12 protein-coding genes, 1 tRNA gene and 1 pseudogene are annotated in these 14,942 nt (G+C 73.7%); 8 read left to right on the top strand and 6 right to left on the bottom strand.

Translation table 11 applies throughout. The annotated features are described in order from the left end of the window. Positions 1 to 30: 30 nt before the first annotated feature. Complete coding sequence (locus ACZ42A_RS14460) at positions 31 to 1,164, top strand: acyl-CoA dehydrogenase family protein (RefSeq protein ID WP_468527495.1); 1,134 nt, start codon at positions 31 to 33, stop codon at positions 1,162 to 1,164. Positions 1,165 to 1,194: 30 nt separating this feature from the next. On the opposite strand, the gene ACZ42A_RS14455 is transcribed toward ACZ42A_RS14460, so the two are convergent. The 5 genes from ACZ42A_RS14455 to ACZ42A_RS14435 all read right to left on the bottom strand — a co-directional run bounded on the left by ACZ42A_RS14455 (position 1,195) and on the right by ACZ42A_RS14435 (position 6,319). Beyond that, positions 1,195 to 1,524, bottom strand: a complete 330-nt coding sequence (locus tag ACZ42A_RS14455; RefSeq protein WP_468527693.1) for a rhodanese-like domain-containing protein — start codon at positions 1,522 to 1,524, stop codon at positions 1,195 to 1,197. Positions 1,525 to 1,731: 207 nt separating this feature from the next. After that, positions 1,732 to 2,565 carry a hypothetical protein gene (locus tag ACZ42A_RS14450; protein ID WP_468527494.1) on the bottom strand — a complete coding sequence of 278 codons (834 nt, stop codon included), beginning with the start codon at positions 2,563 to 2,565 and terminating at the stop codon, positions 1,732 to 1,734. A 120-nt stretch (positions 2,566 to 2,685) separates the two neighbouring features. Continuing rightward, positions 2,686 to 4,107, bottom strand: a complete 1,422-nt coding sequence (locus tag ACZ42A_RS14445; RefSeq protein ID WP_468527493.1) for a DUF2252 domain-containing protein — start codon at positions 4,105 to 4,107, stop codon at positions 2,686 to 2,688. Positions 4,108 to 4,394: 287 nt separating this feature from the next. After that, positions 4,395 to 5,027 carry a response regulator gene (locus ACZ42A_RS14440; RefSeq protein ID WP_468527692.1) on the bottom strand — a complete coding sequence of 211 codons (633 nt, stop codon included), beginning with the start codon at positions 5,025 to 5,027 and terminating at the stop codon, positions 4,395 to 4,397. Further along, positions 5,027 to 6,319, bottom strand: a complete 1,293-nt coding sequence (locus ACZ42A_RS14435; RefSeq protein WP_468527691.1) for a sensor histidine kinase — start codon at positions 6,317 to 6,319, stop codon at positions 5,027 to 5,029. Before ACZ42A_RS14435 ends, ACZ42A_RS14440 begins: the two co-directional genes overlap by 1 nt. Before the next feature lie 233 nt (positions 6,320 to 6,552). Between ACZ42A_RS14435 and ACZ42A_RS14430 the strand changes: the two genes are divergently transcribed. From ACZ42A_RS14430 to ACZ42A_RS14415, 4 genes and pseudogenes are all read left to right on the top strand, one after another. Beyond that, positions 6,553 to 7,335, top strand: a complete 783-nt coding sequence (locus tag ACZ42A_RS14430; protein ID WP_468527492.1) for an ABC transporter ATP-binding protein — start codon at positions 6,553 to 6,555, stop codon at positions 7,333 to 7,335. Beyond that, complete coding sequence (locus ACZ42A_RS14425; protein ID WP_468527491.1) at positions 7,329 to 9,836, top strand: FtsX-like permease family protein; 2,508 nt, start codon at positions 7,329 to 7,331, stop codon at positions 9,834 to 9,836. Before ACZ42A_RS14430 ends, ACZ42A_RS14425 begins: the two co-directional genes overlap by 7 nt. A 101-nt stretch (positions 9,837 to 9,937) precedes the next feature. Next, complete coding sequence (locus tag ACZ42A_RS14420; protein ID WP_468527490.1) at positions 9,938 to 10,606, top strand: SCO4225 family membrane protein; 669 nt, start codon at positions 9,938 to 9,940, stop codon at positions 10,604 to 10,606. Between the two features lie 298 nt (positions 10,607 to 10,904). Continuing rightward, positions 10,905 to 11,171: pseudogene (locus ACZ42A_RS14415) on the top strand (MBL fold metallo-hydrolase); the annotation flags it as partial. A 192-nt stretch (positions 11,172 to 11,363) separates the two neighbouring features. Here ACZ42A_RS14415 and ACZ42A_RS14410 read toward each other — a convergent pair. Continuing rightward, a tRNA-Leu gene (locus tag ACZ42A_RS14410) sits at positions 11,364 to 11,447 on the bottom strand. A gap of 446 nt (positions 11,448 to 11,893) precedes the next feature. Here ACZ42A_RS14410 and ACZ42A_RS14405 point away from each other — a divergent pair. From ACZ42A_RS14405 to ACZ42A_RS14395, 3 genes are all read left to right on the top strand, one after another. Next, positions 11,894 to 12,742: an FhaA domain-containing protein gene (locus ACZ42A_RS14405; RefSeq protein ID WP_468527489.1), complete on the top strand. Its 849-nt coding sequence runs from the start codon at positions 11,894 to 11,896 to the stop codon at positions 12,740 to 12,742. A gap of 10 nt (positions 12,743 to 12,752) precedes the next feature. Beyond that, the gene (locus tag ACZ42A_RS14400; protein ID WP_468527488.1) at positions 12,753 to 13,262 is read left to right on the top strand and encodes an FHA domain-containing protein FhaB/FipA; all 510 of its coding nucleotides are present in this window, start codon (positions 12,753 to 12,755) and stop codon (positions 13,260 to 13,262) included. Between the two features lie 140 nt (positions 13,263 to 13,402). Further along, positions 13,403 to 14,935, top strand: coding sequence for a Stp1/IreP family PP2C-type Ser/Thr phosphatase (locus tag ACZ42A_RS14395; RefSeq protein WP_468527487.1), 1,533 nt, complete (start codon positions 13,403 to 13,405; stop codon positions 14,933 to 14,935). The last annotated feature ends 7 nt before the right edge of the window (positions 14,936 to 14,942 follow it).

The following is a 14,942-nucleotide window of genomic DNA, read 5'->3' as shown; positions in this document are numbered from 1 at the left end:
GGAGTGCGGAGCCGCCGGGAGGACAGGACCGTGGACTTCACCTTCAGCGAGGAGCAGCAGGCGGCGGCCGAGGCGGCGCGGGGCGTGTTCGCCGACGTCGTGCCGGACGCGGTGCCCAGCCCCACGCTCACCCGGGGCGCCGTCGCCGACGAGTTCGACCGGGCACTGTGGGCGCGGCTCGCCGACGCGGATCTGCTCGGGCTGCTGCTCGACGCGGAGTACGGCGGAGCGGGCCTCGACCCGGTCGCGCTGTGCCTGGTACTGCGCGAGTCGGCGAGGGGGCTGGCCCGGGTCCCGCTCCTGGAGAGCAGCGCGGCCGCCGCGGCCGTACAGGCCTACGGCACCGAGGAGTTGAAGGCGGAGCTGCTGGAACGGGCGGCCCGCGGTGAGGTCGTGCTGACCGTCGCCGCACACGGCCGCACCGGCCACGACCCGGCCGAACGCGCCGTGACCGCCCGCCGGGACGGCGACGGCTGGGTGCTGGACGGGGTGCAGACGGCGGTGCCGTGGGCGTACGACGCCGACCTCGTCGTCGTACCGGCGCACACCGGCACCGACCGCGAGATCCTCGCCCTCGTCGCCCGGGGGCAGGAGGGCGCCGTCCTCGCCGAGCAGATCTCGACCACCGGCGAGCGGCTGGGCGAGCTGCGGCTGGAGTCCGCGCGGATCGCGGCGCGGAACGTGATCGACGCCGACGGGGCGTGGGAGTGGCTACGGCTGCTGCTGGCCACCGGGACCTGCGCGCTGGCGCTCGGGCTCGGAGAGCGGGTGCTGCGCATGACCGCCGAGTACACCGGCAAGCGGGAGCAGTTCGGGCACCCGCTGGCCACCTTCCAGGCCGTCGCCGTGCAGGCCGCCGACCGGTACATCGACCTGCGCGCGATGGAGGCGACCTTGTGGCAGGCTGCGTGGCGGATCGGCACCGGGGCGCGGGGTGCGCTGCCGGTCTCCGGGGACGTCGCCGTCGCCAAGATCTGGGCGGCGGAGGGTGTCCGCCGCGTCGTGCAGACGGCGCAGCATCTGCACGGCGGCTTCGGCGCCGACGTCGACTACCCGCTGCACCGCTACCACGCCTGGGCCAAGCACCTGGAGCTCTCCCTCGGCCCGGCGGCGGCGCACGAGGACGCCCTGGGGGACCTGCTGGCGGCGCACCCGCTCGGCTGAGTGAGAACCGGCCGAGCGGGAACGCCTCGGCTACAGCACGTAGCCCGGCTGCCCCTGGTCGGTCACGACGGGACGGCCCGCCGCCTCCCAGGCCTGCATGCCGCCGTCGACGTTCACGGCGTCGATGCCCTGCTGGGCGAGGTACATGGTGACCTGGGCCGAGCGGCCGCCGGAGCGGCAGATGACGTTGACGCGGCCGTCCTGCGGGGCCGCCTCGGTCAGCTCGCCGTAGCGCGCCACGAACTCGCTGATGGGGATGTGCAGCGCTCCCTCGGCGTGACCCGCCTGCCACTCGTCGTCCTCGCGGACGTCCAGCAGGAAGTCGTCGTCCTTCAGGTCGGTGACCTGGACCGTGGGCACTCCAGCTCCGAAGTTCATGCCTCCGACGCTACCCGAACACCGGACCGGACAGCGCAGTGCCGGCCCTGCCCGGCCCACGGCGGCTCAGCCCCGCCGGCCCACGGCGGCTCAGCCCGCCCGGACCACGGCGGCTCAGCCTCACTCGGCCCACGGCGGTTCAGCCCCATCTGGAGCACGGCGGCTCAGCCCGCCCGGCCCTCCCCTCGCTCAGCCCTGCGCCCGCAGCTCCGCCAGCTCGGACTCTCGCCGGGCGACCTCGGCCAGCAGCTGGTCGGCGATCTCGTCGAGGAGCCGGTCGGGGTCGTCCGGGGCCAGCTTCAGCATGGAGCCGATCGCGCTCTCCTCCAGCTCCCGCGCGACCACCGTGAGCAGCTCCTTGCGCCGGGCGAGCCAGTCCAGCCGGGCGTACAGCTCCTCACTGCGGCTCGGCCGCTGCTCCTGGGGCACCGGGCCGGCCGCCCACTCCTCGGCCAGCTCCTTCAGCAGCGCCTCGTCGCCCCGGCCGTAGGCGGCGTTCACGCGGGTGATGAACTCCTCGCGCCGCGCCCGCTCGCCCTCCTCCTGGGCCAGGTCCGGGTGGGCCTTGCGGGCCAGCTCGCGATAGAGCCGGCGGGCCTCCTCGCTGGGGCGCACCCGCTGCGGGGGCCGTACCGGCTGGTCCGTGAGCATCGCGGAGGCCTCGGGGAACAGACCGTGGCCGTCCATCCATCCATGGAACAGCTCCTCCACGGACGGCATCGGCATCACCCGGGCACGCAGCTCACGCGCCGCGCGCAGATCCTCGGGATCGCCGGTCCGGGCGGCCCTGGCCTCGGCGATCTCCGCGTCCAGCTCCTCCAGGCGGGCGTACATCGGGCCGAGCCGCTGATGGTGGAGCCGGGAGAAGTTCTCCACCTCGACGCGGAACGTCTCCACCGCGATCTCGAACTCGATCAGCGCCTGCTCGGCCGCCCGCACGGCCCGCTCCAGCCGCTCCTCGGGCCGTGCCTCGGCACCGTCGGACGACACGGACTGCGGCTGCTCAGCTTCCGGGGTGCTCACCCGCCCAGCGTAGGCCACACCCTCGACAGCCGACCCGGGGCCCGGAGCCTGAGCCTGGGGCCCCTCCCCTCCCCCCTCCCCCCTCCCCTCCCCCTCCGGTGACTCCAGGCCAAGCCGACCTCAGACCCCCACCTCCGCAGCCACCCGCCCCGCCCGCACTCCCGCCACCAGTTCCGCGTGGTCCGCCTCCGTGCGGTCGGCGTAGGTGACGGCGAACGTGGCCATCGCCTCGTCCAGTTCCTCGTTCTTGCCGCAGTACCCGGCGATCAGGCGTGGGTCGGCGCTGTGGGAGTGGGCGCGGGCCAGGAGGGCGCCGGTCATACGGGCGTAGTCGTCGATCTGGTCGGCGGCGAGGGCGGCGGGGTCGACGCTGCCCTTGCGGTTGCGGAACTGGCGGACCTGGAAGGGCCGGCCGTCGACCGTCGTCCAGCCGAGCAGGATGTCGCTGACGACCTGCATGCGCTTCTGGCCGAGGACGACCCGTCGGCCCTCGTGGTCCACAGGCGGGGTCTCGAATCCGGCGGTCGCCAGGTGCGGCACGAGCGCCGACGGCCGCGCCTCCTTCACCTGGAGCACCAGCGGCTCCCCGCGATGGTCCAGAAGCAGGACGACATACGAGCGGGTGCCCACACTCCCCGTCCCCACCACGCGGAACGCCACATCGTGCACGGCGTGCCGGGCCAGCAGCGGCAGCCGGTCCTCGGAGAGCGTCGTCGCGTACTCCTCCAGCGCCGCCGCGACCGCCGCCGCCTCCGCGTCCGGGACCCGGCGCAGCACCGGCGGCGCGTCCACGAACCGGCGTCCACCGTCCGGGGCCGGCTCCGTCGACTTCGCCGCGAACCGTCCGCTGGTGTTGGCCCGCGCCTTCTCCGAGACCCGCTCCAGGGTGCCGAGCAGATCGTGGGCGTCGGTGTGGGAGACCAGCTCCTCGTCCGCGATGGCGTTCCACGCGTCCAGCACCGGCAGCTTCGCCAGCAGCCGCATGGTGCGGCGGTACGCGCCCACCGCGTCGTGGGCCGCCGCGCGGCAGGTGTCCTCGTCGGCGCCCGCCTCCCGGCCCGCCAGCACCAGCGAGGCGGCGAGCCGCTTGAGGTCCCACTCCCAGGGCCCGTGCACCGTCTCGTCGAAGTCGTTCAGATCGATGACCAGGCCGCCGCGCGCGTCGCCGTAGAGACCGAAGTTCGCCGCGTGCGCGTCACCGCAGATCTGGGCGCCCATCCCGGTCACGGGGGTGCGCGCGAGGTCGTACGCCATGAGTCCCGCCGAGCCCCGCAGGAAGGCGAACGGCGTGGCCGCCATCCGGCCGACCCGGAGCGGCGCCAGCTCGGGTATGCGGTCGCGGCTGGACTCCTCGACGGCGCTCACCGCGTCCGGGCGGGAGCCGTCGAGGCCGAGCAGGGCGTGCGCCCGTCGCGGCACCCGCTCCCGCAGCGCCTTGCCCTCCTCCTTGGGCGAACCCTGCGCGGGCCACTCGGCGAATCCCCGCACCCGGGGCAACCGCCTACCCGCAGCGCCTTCCACCCGCTCCGCCGGCTCGGTCACACCGACCGCCTCCCCCGTGTCCTCACAGCACCCGCCCCGACATCAGTTCGTGCCGACCGTACAACCGCCCGGCGGCACCGCGTCAGCCCCTGTGGACAACTCCACAGCTGTGGAAAACCCGGTCACCCCTCCCAGAGAAACCGGTCACCCCTCCCAGAGAAACCGGTCACCCCTCCCAGAGAAACCGGTCAGCTCTCCCAGAGAAACCGGTCAGCTCTCCCAGAGAAAACCCGGCCACCGCTCCACTCCTGGAGAACCCGGCCGCCCCTCCCGCAGAACCCCGAGGCTCACGCCCGCAAGAACGCCAGCACCGCGAGCACCCGCCGATGCGTCTCCTCCGCCGGCGGCAGATCCAGCTTGGTCAGGATGGACCCGATGTGCTTGCCGACCGCGGCCTCGGACACCACCAGCTCCCGGGCGATGGCGCCATTGGACTTCCCCTGCGCGACCAGCGCCAGCACCTCCCGCTCGCGCGGGCTCAGCCGCTCCAGCGGATCGCGGCGGCGGCGCAGCAACTGCCGTACGACCTCGGGGTCGACGACCGTGCCGCCGGCCGCCACCTCGCACAGCGCGTCCACGAACTCCTCGACCTGCCCGACCCGGTCCTTCAGCAGATAGCCGACGCCGGTGCCGTCCCCGGAGTCCAGCAGTTCGGCGGCGTACGCCCGCTGCACGTACTGGCTGAGTACCAGCACCGGCAGCCCGGGCCGCGTCTCGCGCAGCCGCACGGCCGCGTGCAGCCCCTCGTCCTGGAAGCCGGGCGGCATGCGGACATCCGTCACGACGATGTCGGGCGCGTGCTCCTCGACCGCCGCGACCAGCGCCTCCGCGTCCCCGACCGACGCCACCACCGTGTGCCCGAACCGGGTGAGCAGCCCCACCAGGCCCTCCCGCAACAGCACGCTGTCCTCGGCCAGCACTACGCGCAGGGGCCGGTCGGCTCGCTCAGCTCGCAAGGGATCTCCACACGCAACAGGGTCGGCCCGCCGGGCGGACTGGACAGCCCGAGTCTGCCATCGAGCACCGACACCCGGTCCGCGAGCCCGGTCAGCCCGCTCCCGCCCGTTCCCCGCGCGGGGCTCAAGGAGATTTCCGCCCCACCGCATCCGTCATCCCACACCTCCAGCCACAGCCGCCCCTCCTCGTATCCGCCCCGCACCTGCGCCTGTTCCGCCCCGCTGTGCTTCGCCACGTTGGCCAGCGCCTCGCACACCACGAAGTACCCGGCGGCCTCCACCGCCTCCGGCAGCCGCCCCGGCAGCTCCAGCTCCACTTCCACCGGCACCGCCGACCGGTCCGCGGCGTCCGCGACCGCCGCGCCCAGCCCGTAGTCGGCGAGCACCTTGGGGTGGATGCCGTGGATCAGCTCCCGCAACTCCGCCAGCGCCTGCCCCGCCTCCTCGTGCGCACGCGCGAGCTGGTCGGCGAGCGGTCCGGGCGGGGCGTCGAGGCGGGCCAGACCCAGCGTCATCGTCAGGGCGACGAGCCGCTGTTGGGCCCCGTCGTGCAGATCCCGTTCGATCCGCCGGCGCTCCGCCTCGAAGGCGTCCACCAACCGCACCCGGGACCGCGTCAGTTCGACCACGCGGGCGTCCAACTCCCCTTCCCGCGAGGTGAGCAGCAACCGCGCCAGCCCGGCCCGCGCGCCCGCCGCGACGCCCAGCAGATACCCGCCCGCGGCCATCAGCAGCAGCCCCAGTACGGCGACGGCGCACGCCGCGGGCCAGCCGGTCACCGTCCACAGCTTGACCACCTTGGCCTCCCGCCCGTCCCCGACGGTGGCCATCAGCAGCGGCGTCGCGGTCACCGCCACCGGCACCAGCAGCCCCCCGGTGACCAGCAGCGCGTCCACCGGCCACAACAGGCCCGCGTAGAGCAGCGCGTAGCCCAGCTCCTGCCAGGTCGCCCGCTCCCGCAGCCGGGTCGTCAGCCACGCCCACAGCCCGGCGGCACCCGGTTCCCGATGCCACCGCTCCATCGGCTCCCGGTCGACCAGCCGCAGCCGCCCTCGCTCCGCCCAGGCCACCGGAATCCCGGCGAGCGCCAGCCCCACCAGCAGCGGCAGCCCGACCAGGACGACGGCCAGCACCCCACCGGCCACGGCCAGACTCACCAGCGCCACCAGCACGACGGCCCCCAGCACCGCCCCGCTCACCAGATATCCGGCCGCCCGCCAGGGCCAGGCCGACAGCAGGTACCCCGGCCGGGACATGGCCTGCCAGACGTTTCGGGACTCCACGGGACGCATGCCCGCCACCGTAGAAGCCGCGCCCGCGCCGCCTCCATACGTCCAGAGGGCGTACGAGGGGTATGGCCGGCCCTACCCCGCTTCTCGCCTCTGCCGCACTGCGCTGCGCACCCCCCGCGCGGTTTCGTGAAGCCACCGAAGCGAACCGAACCAACCGACCCATGTGAACCGAACCAACCGACCCATGCGGGGGACCGATGACAACCACCCAGCACACCGCCGTGGAACTGCGCTCCGTCACGAGAACCCACGGCACCGGCGACCACACCGTCACCGCCCTCGACGACATCACCCTCACCTTCCCCCAGGCCACCTTCACCGCCGTCATGGGCCCTTCCGGCTCCGGCAAGTCGACCCTGCTCCAGTGCGCCGCGGGCCTGGACCGCCCCACCTCCGGGTCGGTCAGGCTCGGCGGTACGGAGCTGACGACGCTCGGCGAGCGACGGCTGACCCTGCTGCGCCGCGAACGGATCGGCTTCGTCTTCCAGGCCTTCAACCTGCTGCCGTCCCTCACCGCCGAGCAGAACGTGGCCCTGCCCCTGCGCCTGGCCGGCCGACGGGTCCCCAAGGCCCGGGTCCGCGCGGTGCTGGACCGGGTCGGACTCGGCGACCGCGTCCGGCACCGGCCCGCCGAGCTGTCCGGCGGCCAGCAGCAGCGCGTCGCCCTCGCCCGCGCCCTGATCGCCCGCCCCGACGTACTGTTCGGCGACGAGCCCACCGGCGCGCTCGACTCGCAGACCAGCCGCGAGGTGCTGACCCTGCTGCGCGGCATGGTCGACCACGAGGGCCAGACGACCGTCATGGTCACCCACGACCCGGTGGCCGCCGCCCACGCCGACCGCGTCGTGTTCCTGGTCGACGGCCGCCTCCACGGCGAACTGACCGGCGCGACCGCCGACACCATCGCCGCGCACATGACCACGCTCGACTCCGCCCCCGCCTCCGCCCCCGTCCCCGCCCCGGAGGCCCTGCCGTGCTGATCACCGCCCTGCGCACCCTCCGCGCGCGCTGGGTCACCTTCGTCGGCAGCTTCATCGCACTCGCTCTCGGCGTCGCCCTGCTCACCGTGACGGGGCTGGCCCTCGCCTCCTCCCTGGAGGCCCCGAACCGCGCGCCGGAACGGTTCGCCGCCGCCCCGGTCGTCGTGAAGGGCCAGGACACCCTCCGCGTCCCCACCCCCGTCGGCGACCGCACCCACGAGCTCGCCCACCCCCGCGCGGTGCCCGCCGAGACGGTCGCCCGCCTCAAGCGCCTCGGCCCGGTCGTCGAGGACCGCGCGTTCCCGGTGAACACCGCGGACGGTGCGCGCCTGACCGGCCACCCTTGGTCGATCGCCGCCTTCCCGCCGTACGACCTGACCGCAGGCCGCGCCCCGAAGGCGCACGACGAGGTCGTCGTCACCGGCACCCGGGCCCGCCCCGGCGCCCGCCTCCACACCGACCACGGCACCCTCCGCGTGGTGGGCACAGCCGAGCCGAGGACCCGCGTGGCGGGCACCGCCGAGCCCAGGACCCCCCTCCGAGAAGCCGCCCTCTTCTTCACCGACGCCCGCGCCGCCGCCCTCTCCCCGGCCCCGCCCACCCGACTCGTCGTCGACGCCTCCCCGGCCGCCGTCCGCGCGGCCGTCGCGGACGACCCCGGCGTCCAGGTCCTCACCGGCGACGCTCGCCGCCTCGCCGACCCCGACCCCGATCGCGACGCCGAGGCCCTCACCGCGATGAACGCCCTGTTCGGCACGGCCGGCGGCGTCACCGCCTTCGTGTCGGTGTTCGTCGTGGCCTCCACGTTCGCCTTCGCCGTCGCCCAGCGCCGCCGCGAGTTCGGCCTGCTGCGCACGGCAGGCGCGACGCCGGGCCAGATCCGCCGCCTCGTGGCCGCGGAGGCGCTGCTGGTCGGCCTGCTCGCCTCGGCCGCCGGATGCCTCCTCGGCGGCCATGGCGCACCCCGCCTCGCCACCTGGGTGGTCGAGGCCGGACTCGCCCCCGCCTGGTTCAGGATCGGCGACCACAGCTGGCCGTACCACGTCGCCTTCTGGACCGGGGTGCTGGTCGCGCTGCTCGGGGTGCTGGCCGCGTCCTGGCGGGCCGGCCGCACCGCCCCGACGCAGGCCCTGCGCGAGGCGGCGGCGGACTCCAAGCCGCTCACCCGGGGCCGCCTCCTGTCCGGCACCGCCCTGCTGCTGACCGCGGCCGTCACCCTGGCTCTCGCCCTGGCGGGTGACCCGGGCGAGCTGCTGCACCGCAAGACGTACGTCAGCCGCCCGATGCTGCTGATCACCGCCGTGGCGCTGCTGGCGCCGCTGCTGGTGCCCCCGCTGACCCGGCTGCTCGCCCGGCTGCCCGGCGCCACCGGGATGCTGGTGCGGGAGAACGCCGCCGCGGGAGTGCGCCGTACGGCGGCGATCGCCGCCCCGGTCCTGGTCACCGTCGGTCTCGCGGGCTCCCTGCTGGGCGCCACCGCGACCGTGCAGGGGGCGAAGGCCGCCGAGACGCGCGCGCGGACCGCCGCCGACTTCGTCGTGACTCCGCGCGGGGACACCGTTTTCGACGCCGAGACCGTCAGGCGCCTCCGCGCGGTGCCCGGCGCCGTCGTCTCGGCGAGCGCGTCCAGCGCCGTGTACGTCCTGGAGGAGGGCGTCGCCCTGATCAGGTCCGAGGCGCGGGCGGCCGAGCCCGGCGCGCTCGCCGCGACCGCCCGCCTGCCGCTGGCCGCCGGACGGGTCGCCGACCTCGACGACGGATCGATCATCGTCAACGAGGAGTGGGAACGGCACCGCGTGGGGGACCGGGTCGACGTGTGGCTCGGCGACGGCACCCGGCGCTCCCTGCGGATCGCCGCGGTCATGCGCACCGGCACCGGCGACAACGGCGCCTACGTCACCCCGGCCAACGCACCGGGCGCCCGCGCGGACCGTATCGACGTACGACTCCAGGAGGACACCACGGAGGCCACGGACGCCGCCCGCGCCGCCATGGCCGCGCGGCTGCGGACGGCGGCGGGACCGTCCGCGGACGTCCTGACCAAGGACGAGTGGATCAGCGCCACCCACCCGGAAACCAACCGGACGACCCGCTACGGCCTCTTCCTGGTCCTCGGCATCGCCCTGCTCTACACCGGCATCTCGCTGGCCAACACCATGGTCATGGCGACCTCCGACCGCGTCCGCGAGCTGGCCGCGCTGCGGCTGGCCGGGGCGACCCGCGCGCAGGTGCTGCGCCTGGTCGCGGCCGAGGCCCTGGCCGTCGTGGGCGTCGGCGGGGTGCTGGGGCTGCTGGTCGCCGCGCTGAACCTGCTCGGCATGCGGGGCGCCCTGGCGCTGCTGGAGGTCCCGGCCGCCGTCCGCCTCCCCTGGCCGGCCCTCGGCGCGACCCTCGCCGCCTGTGCGGCACTCGCCGTGACCGCCTCCGTGACGTCCGCCGCACTGGCACTGCGGCGGCGCGACCGAGACAAGCCCGGCTTGAGCGCGAGCAGCGGGTGGTAGGTGCTGCCGCCCCTGCCGATGAGTACCCGTACTCATGTCTGAGGGCGCTCTCCGGTCCACCGTGGAGTGCACCGACCCGGACGGACCCGAAGGGACCCCCGATGCCGAATGGCTCCCGCCCACGCCGCCTCCCGCGCCTGCGCCGGCTCCTCGCGCTCGCCACGGACAACTGGCTCGCCCGCGGCTATCTCGCCGTTTTCGCCGCCTCCGTCCTGGTCACCTTCCTCCTCCCGGACAGCGGCTTCGCCCCCGACCCCCTGACGCTCACGACGCCCCTCTCCTTCCTGGGTGCGGTCCTCCCCTTCGGTCCCGGCACCGAGGGCGGCGAGGCGGTCGAGGTGCTGGCCATCGGCTCGTGGACCGTATGGCTCCTCCTGTGCGCCCTCGTGAACGCCGCCGTGCTGGGCGCCCTCGTCGCGAAGTCCGCGACCACCGCACCGGCCGGCGCACGACGAATCCTGTCCCGGCTGGCGCCCGCGGTGGACAACTGGCTCGCACGCGGGTACCTCGCGGTGGTCGGGGCGGCGCTGGGCTTCTTCCTGTACGCCGTCTACCTGTCGCCGGACCCGGGGTTCGCGGGCATCTGGCCGCTCATGGCCACGGCGCCGCTCAGCCTCCTCGCCTTGCCGGTGGCGGCACCCGCGGAGTACTCCTCGCTGAGCCCGTTGGTCTTCTCCGCCGGTGTGGCCCTGTCCGGGCTGGTCAACGCCGTACTGCTCGGCCTGCTCGCCCGCAGGCTGCGGGCGCGGGAACCGCACCCGGCGACCTGACCCGCGCGTCCGCCGAGGGCCCGGGCAGGGCGACGGCACGCGGGAAGGGTGTGCGCGGCACGAGTGCCGTCATCGGGTCCCACCTCTGTCTGATGGCCCAGCCTCCGCAGCTGCCCGAGCAGATGACCGGGGCCGCCACGACCAGGCCGACAGGACGCCGGTGACCGACTGGCCATGCCGGTCACCGTGCTCCAGCACGCGGATCACCCACGGAGCTCCGGAGTCTCCTGACCCGCTGAGCCACCCGATCCACGACTCCAGGAGGCCGCGATCAAGAGCGCTGGCCGGCGTTGCTGCCGCCGTCGAGCTGACCAGCCGCGGACAGACGGCTCTGATCACCGGCGACTGCGTCCACCACCCCGTCCAGCTCGCCCACCCCGCCATCGGGGCCTGCGTCGACATCGACCCCGAACAGTCCGAGGCCTCACGCCGCGAGCTGCTCGGATCGCTCGCCGACACGGACACCCTCGTCCTGGGCACCCACTTCGCGCCGCCCACCGCCGGCCGCGTCGTCACCCATGAGAGCGCATACCGGCTCGCGCCCGTCCCCGCGCACACGCACTGACGGCCTCTCAGCCCTCCGCCACGCCGAACCACTCGGCGCCGTGATCTCGCCACCGCGAATTCTTGTCACAGCCATGTCAGTCCTGATCATCGCCACCGACACATGAATGAGAGGCTCATCACACTCTGGAATCCACCCGCCCCGAACACGCGAAAGCCCCGCAGGTCCGAGACCTGCGGGGCTTCCAGCCGGTGCGCGAGGGGGGAGTTGAACCCCCACGCCCTTGCGGGCACTGGAACCTGAATCCAGCGCGTCTGCCTATTCCGCCACCCGCGCATTGGGTGTGTCCTCCGGCTCCGTTCCTTTCGGCCCGGCGCCTTCCGACACCCAGAACATTAGCACGCTGTCAGGGGTGGGTTCACATCCGTTGTCCCCGCCCCACTCCGACCCCGGACCGTGGCCGTCGCGTATCAACCTCGTACCGGTCCCGGCCGTGTGCCCAGGAGCCGGGCCGAGTCCACAGTCAGGTGCGGGACACTTGTTTGTGGACGCCTCTACGATCCTTGGCAGGAGTTCGAAGGGCGGCTCCGGAGGGAACCTCGCAGGCGTCGACACCCGTTCGACACCCGTCGACCCGTCGACCAGGCGGACAGGGGGAACCAGCCGATTCACGGGCGCGTGGATACGATCAGTAAGCAGTACCGGGTAAGCAGTAGACAGAACAGCAGGCACGACAGCACGCACGGCAGTACGCAGGACGGCAACGACGGAGGAGGTGCCCCATGGGAGTCCTGAAGCGGTTCGAGCAGCGTCTCGAAGGTCTGGTCAACGGCACCTTCGCCAAGGTCTTCAAGTCCGAGGTGCAGCCCGTGGAGATCGCGGGCGCACTGCAGCGCGAGTGCGACAACAACGCCACCATCTGGAACCGCGACCGGACCGTCGTCCCCAACGACTTCATCGTCGAGCTGAGCGCCCCCGACTTCGAGCGGCTGAGCCCGTACTCGGGGCAGCTCGGCGACGAGCTGGCCGGCATGGTCCGCGACTACGCCAAGCAGCAGCGCTACACCTTCATGGGCCCGATCAAGGTCCATCTGGAGAAGGCCGACGACCTCGACACCGGCCTGTACCGGGTGCGCAGCCGTACGCTCGCCTCGTCCAGCAGCCAGCAGCAGCCCCCCGCGTCCGCCCCGCCCGCCGCCCGTCCCGGCGGCTACGGCTACCCGCCGGCCGCCCCCGCGGGCGCGCCCCCCATGCCCTCCGCCCCGCCGCCCGGCGCCCGCCCCGGCGGCTACGGCTATCCGCCGGCCGCGGCCGGCCAGCGTCCTCCCGCCGCGCCGGCGGCCGGCGGACGCACCCGCTACTGGATCGAGATCAACGGCACCCGCCATCAGATCTCCCGCGCGACGCTCGTGCTGGGCCGCAGCACCGAAGCCGACGTGCGGATCGACGACCCCGGCGTGAGCCGCCGGCACTGCGAGATCCGGACCGGAACGCCCTCGACGATCCAGGATCTCGGGTCCACCAACGGCATCGTGGTGGACGGGCAGCACACCACCCGCGCTACGCTCCGCGACGGCTCGCGGATCGTCGTGGGCAGCACCACCGTTATCTATAGGCAAGCCGAAGGGTGATCCGGGGGCAATGTCAGAGCTGACCCTCACGGTCATGCGGCTGGGTTTCCTGGCCGTACTGTGGCTGTTCGTGATCGTGGCCGTGCAGGTCATCCGCAGCGACCTGTTCGGTACGCGCGTCACTCAGCGCGGGTCCCGGCGGGAGGCCGCGCGGCCGCAGCAGGCCGCGCGCCAGGCGCCCCCGCAGCAGCGCCAGCAGCCGGCGGGCGGGCGGGGCCGCCGTAACGCCCCCACCAAACTGGTCGTGACCGAGGGCACCCTCACCGGCACCACCGTCGCGCTGCAGGGCCAGACCATCACCCTGGGCCGGGCGCACGACAGCACGATCGTGCTGGACGACGACTACGCCTCCAGCCGGCACGCCAGGATCTACCCGGACCGGGACGGCCAGTGGATCGTCGAGGACCTCGGGTCCACCAACGGCACGTACCTCGACCGGACCCGCCTCACGACCCCCACGCCGATCCCGCTGGGTGCGCCGATCCGCATCGGCAAGACCGTCATCGAGCTGCGGAAGTAGTGCTACGTCATGAATGAGCGCGAGCGGAGCGAGCACGCAGCGGCGGTCCACACCCGGGGCCCCGGCGCGCTCCCGACCGGAGGGTGGGCAGTGTGGCTCGACACGATCGGCTGTACCCGGAGCCGACGGGCGAGGTGCGCATGAGTCTGTCACTGCGCTTCGCCGCCGGTTCGCACAAAGGAATGATCCGCGAGGGCAACGAGGACTCCGGTTACGCGGGTCCGCGACTGCTCGCCATCGCCGACGGGATGGGCGGCGCCGCCGCCGGCGAGGTCGCCTCCTCCGAGGCGATCTCCACGATCGTCGCCCTCGACGACGACATCCCCGGCTCCGACGTCCTCACCTCGCTCGGCGCGGCCGTGCAGCGGGCCAACGACCAGCTGCGGCAGATGGTCGAGGAGGACCCGTCGCTGGAGGGCATGGGCACCACCCTCACCGCCCTGCTCTGGACCGGCCAGCGGCTCGGCCTGGTACACGTCGGCGACTCCCGCGCCTATCTGCTGCGCGACGGCGTCCTCACCCAGATCACCCAGGACCACACCTGGGTGCAGCGGCTGGTCGACGAGGGCCGGATCACCGAGGAAGAGGCCACCACCCACCCGCAGCGCTCGCTGCTGATGCGCGCCCTGGGCAGCGGCGACCACGTCGAACCCGATCTGTCGATCCGCGAGGTCCGGGCCGGCGACCGCTATCTGATCTGCTCCGACGGGCTGTCCGGGGTCGTCTCCCACCAGACGATGGAGGAGACCCTCGCCAGCTACCAGGGCCCGCAGGAGACCGTGCAGGAGCTGATCCAGCTCGCGCTGCGCGGCGGCGGCCCCGACAACATCACCGTGATCGTCGCCGACGTCCTCGACCTGGACACCGGCGACACCCTCGCCGGGCAGCTGTCCGACACCCCGGTCGTGGTCGGCGCGGTCGCCGAGAACCAGCACCAGCTGTCCGACAACGGCATCATGCAGACCCCCGCCGGACGCGCCTCCGGCCTCGGCCGCCAGGTGCCCGGACAGGGCGGCGGCGGCGAGTTCGGCCCGCCCGGCTCCGGCGACGTCACCGGTTTCATCCCGGCCGGCGGCTTCGGCGCCTACGACGAGGACGACTTCGTCAAACCCCGCAAGGGCCGCAGGTGGCTCAAGCGGTCCTTCTACGGCGTCCTCGCGCTGGCCGTGGTCGGCGGCGGCCTCTACGGCGGCTACCGCTGGACCCAGACGCAGTACTACGTCGGCACCAACGGCGAGCACGTCGCCCTGTACCGCGGCATCAGCCAGGACCTGGCCTGGGTGTCGCTGTCCGAGGTGGAGAAGGACCACCCCGAGATCGAACTCAAGTACCTGCCTCCCTACCAGCAGAAGCTGGTCGAGGGGACGATCACCGAGGGCAGTCTGAAGAACGCCCAGGCGAAAATCGCGGAGCTGGCCGTGCAGGCCTCCGCGTGCAGGAAGCAGTCGGAGCAGCGCGCCGCGGAACGCGAGAACAACGCGCGGACCGGCGAGGGCGAGGCCGGCGGCACCACGGGAACCACCCGCACCTCCGTCACGTCCAAGGCATCGCCGAGCCCCTCGGCCCCGAACCCGTCCGCGTCCGCGACTCCGACCCCGACCGCCACTCCCCAGCCCGGCCCCAGCCTCTCGGAGGAAGAGCAGAAGGTCGTCTCGCTGTGCGGTAAGCAGTAGGCAAGCC

It is taken from the genome of Streptomyces sp. NPDC030838, assembly GCF_055572035.1.
Note: the sequence above shows the minus strand (reverse complement) of the source record. Positions and strands in the feature narration are given on the sequence as shown.

Excerpts from the sequence above, each read along its gene's own strand:
- ACZ42A_RS14430 (WP_468527492.1), top strand. The coding sequence starts at position 6,553 with ATGACAACCACCCAGCACACCGCCGTGGAACTGCGCTCCGTCACGAGA.
- ACZ42A_RS14405 (WP_468527489.1), top strand. The coding sequence starts at position 11,894 with ATGGGAGTCCTGAAGCGGTTCGAGCAGCGTCTCGAAGGTCTGGTCAAC.
- ACZ42A_RS14420 (WP_468527490.1), top strand. The coding sequence starts at position 9,938 with ATGCCGAATGGCTCCCGCCCACGCCGCCTCCCGCGCCTGCGCCGGCTC.
- ACZ42A_RS14395 (WP_468527487.1), top strand. The coding sequence starts at position 13,403 with ATGAGTCTGTCACTGCGCTTCGCCGCCGGTTCGCACAAAGGAATGATC.
- ACZ42A_RS14400 (WP_468527488.1), top strand. The coding sequence starts at position 12,753 with ATGTCAGAGCTGACCCTCACGGTCATGCGGCTGGGTTTCCTGGCCGTA.
- ACZ42A_RS14435 (WP_468527691.1), bottom strand. The coding sequence starts at position 6,319 with ATGTCCCGGCCGGGGTACCTGCTGTCGGCCTGGCCCTGGCGGGCGGCC.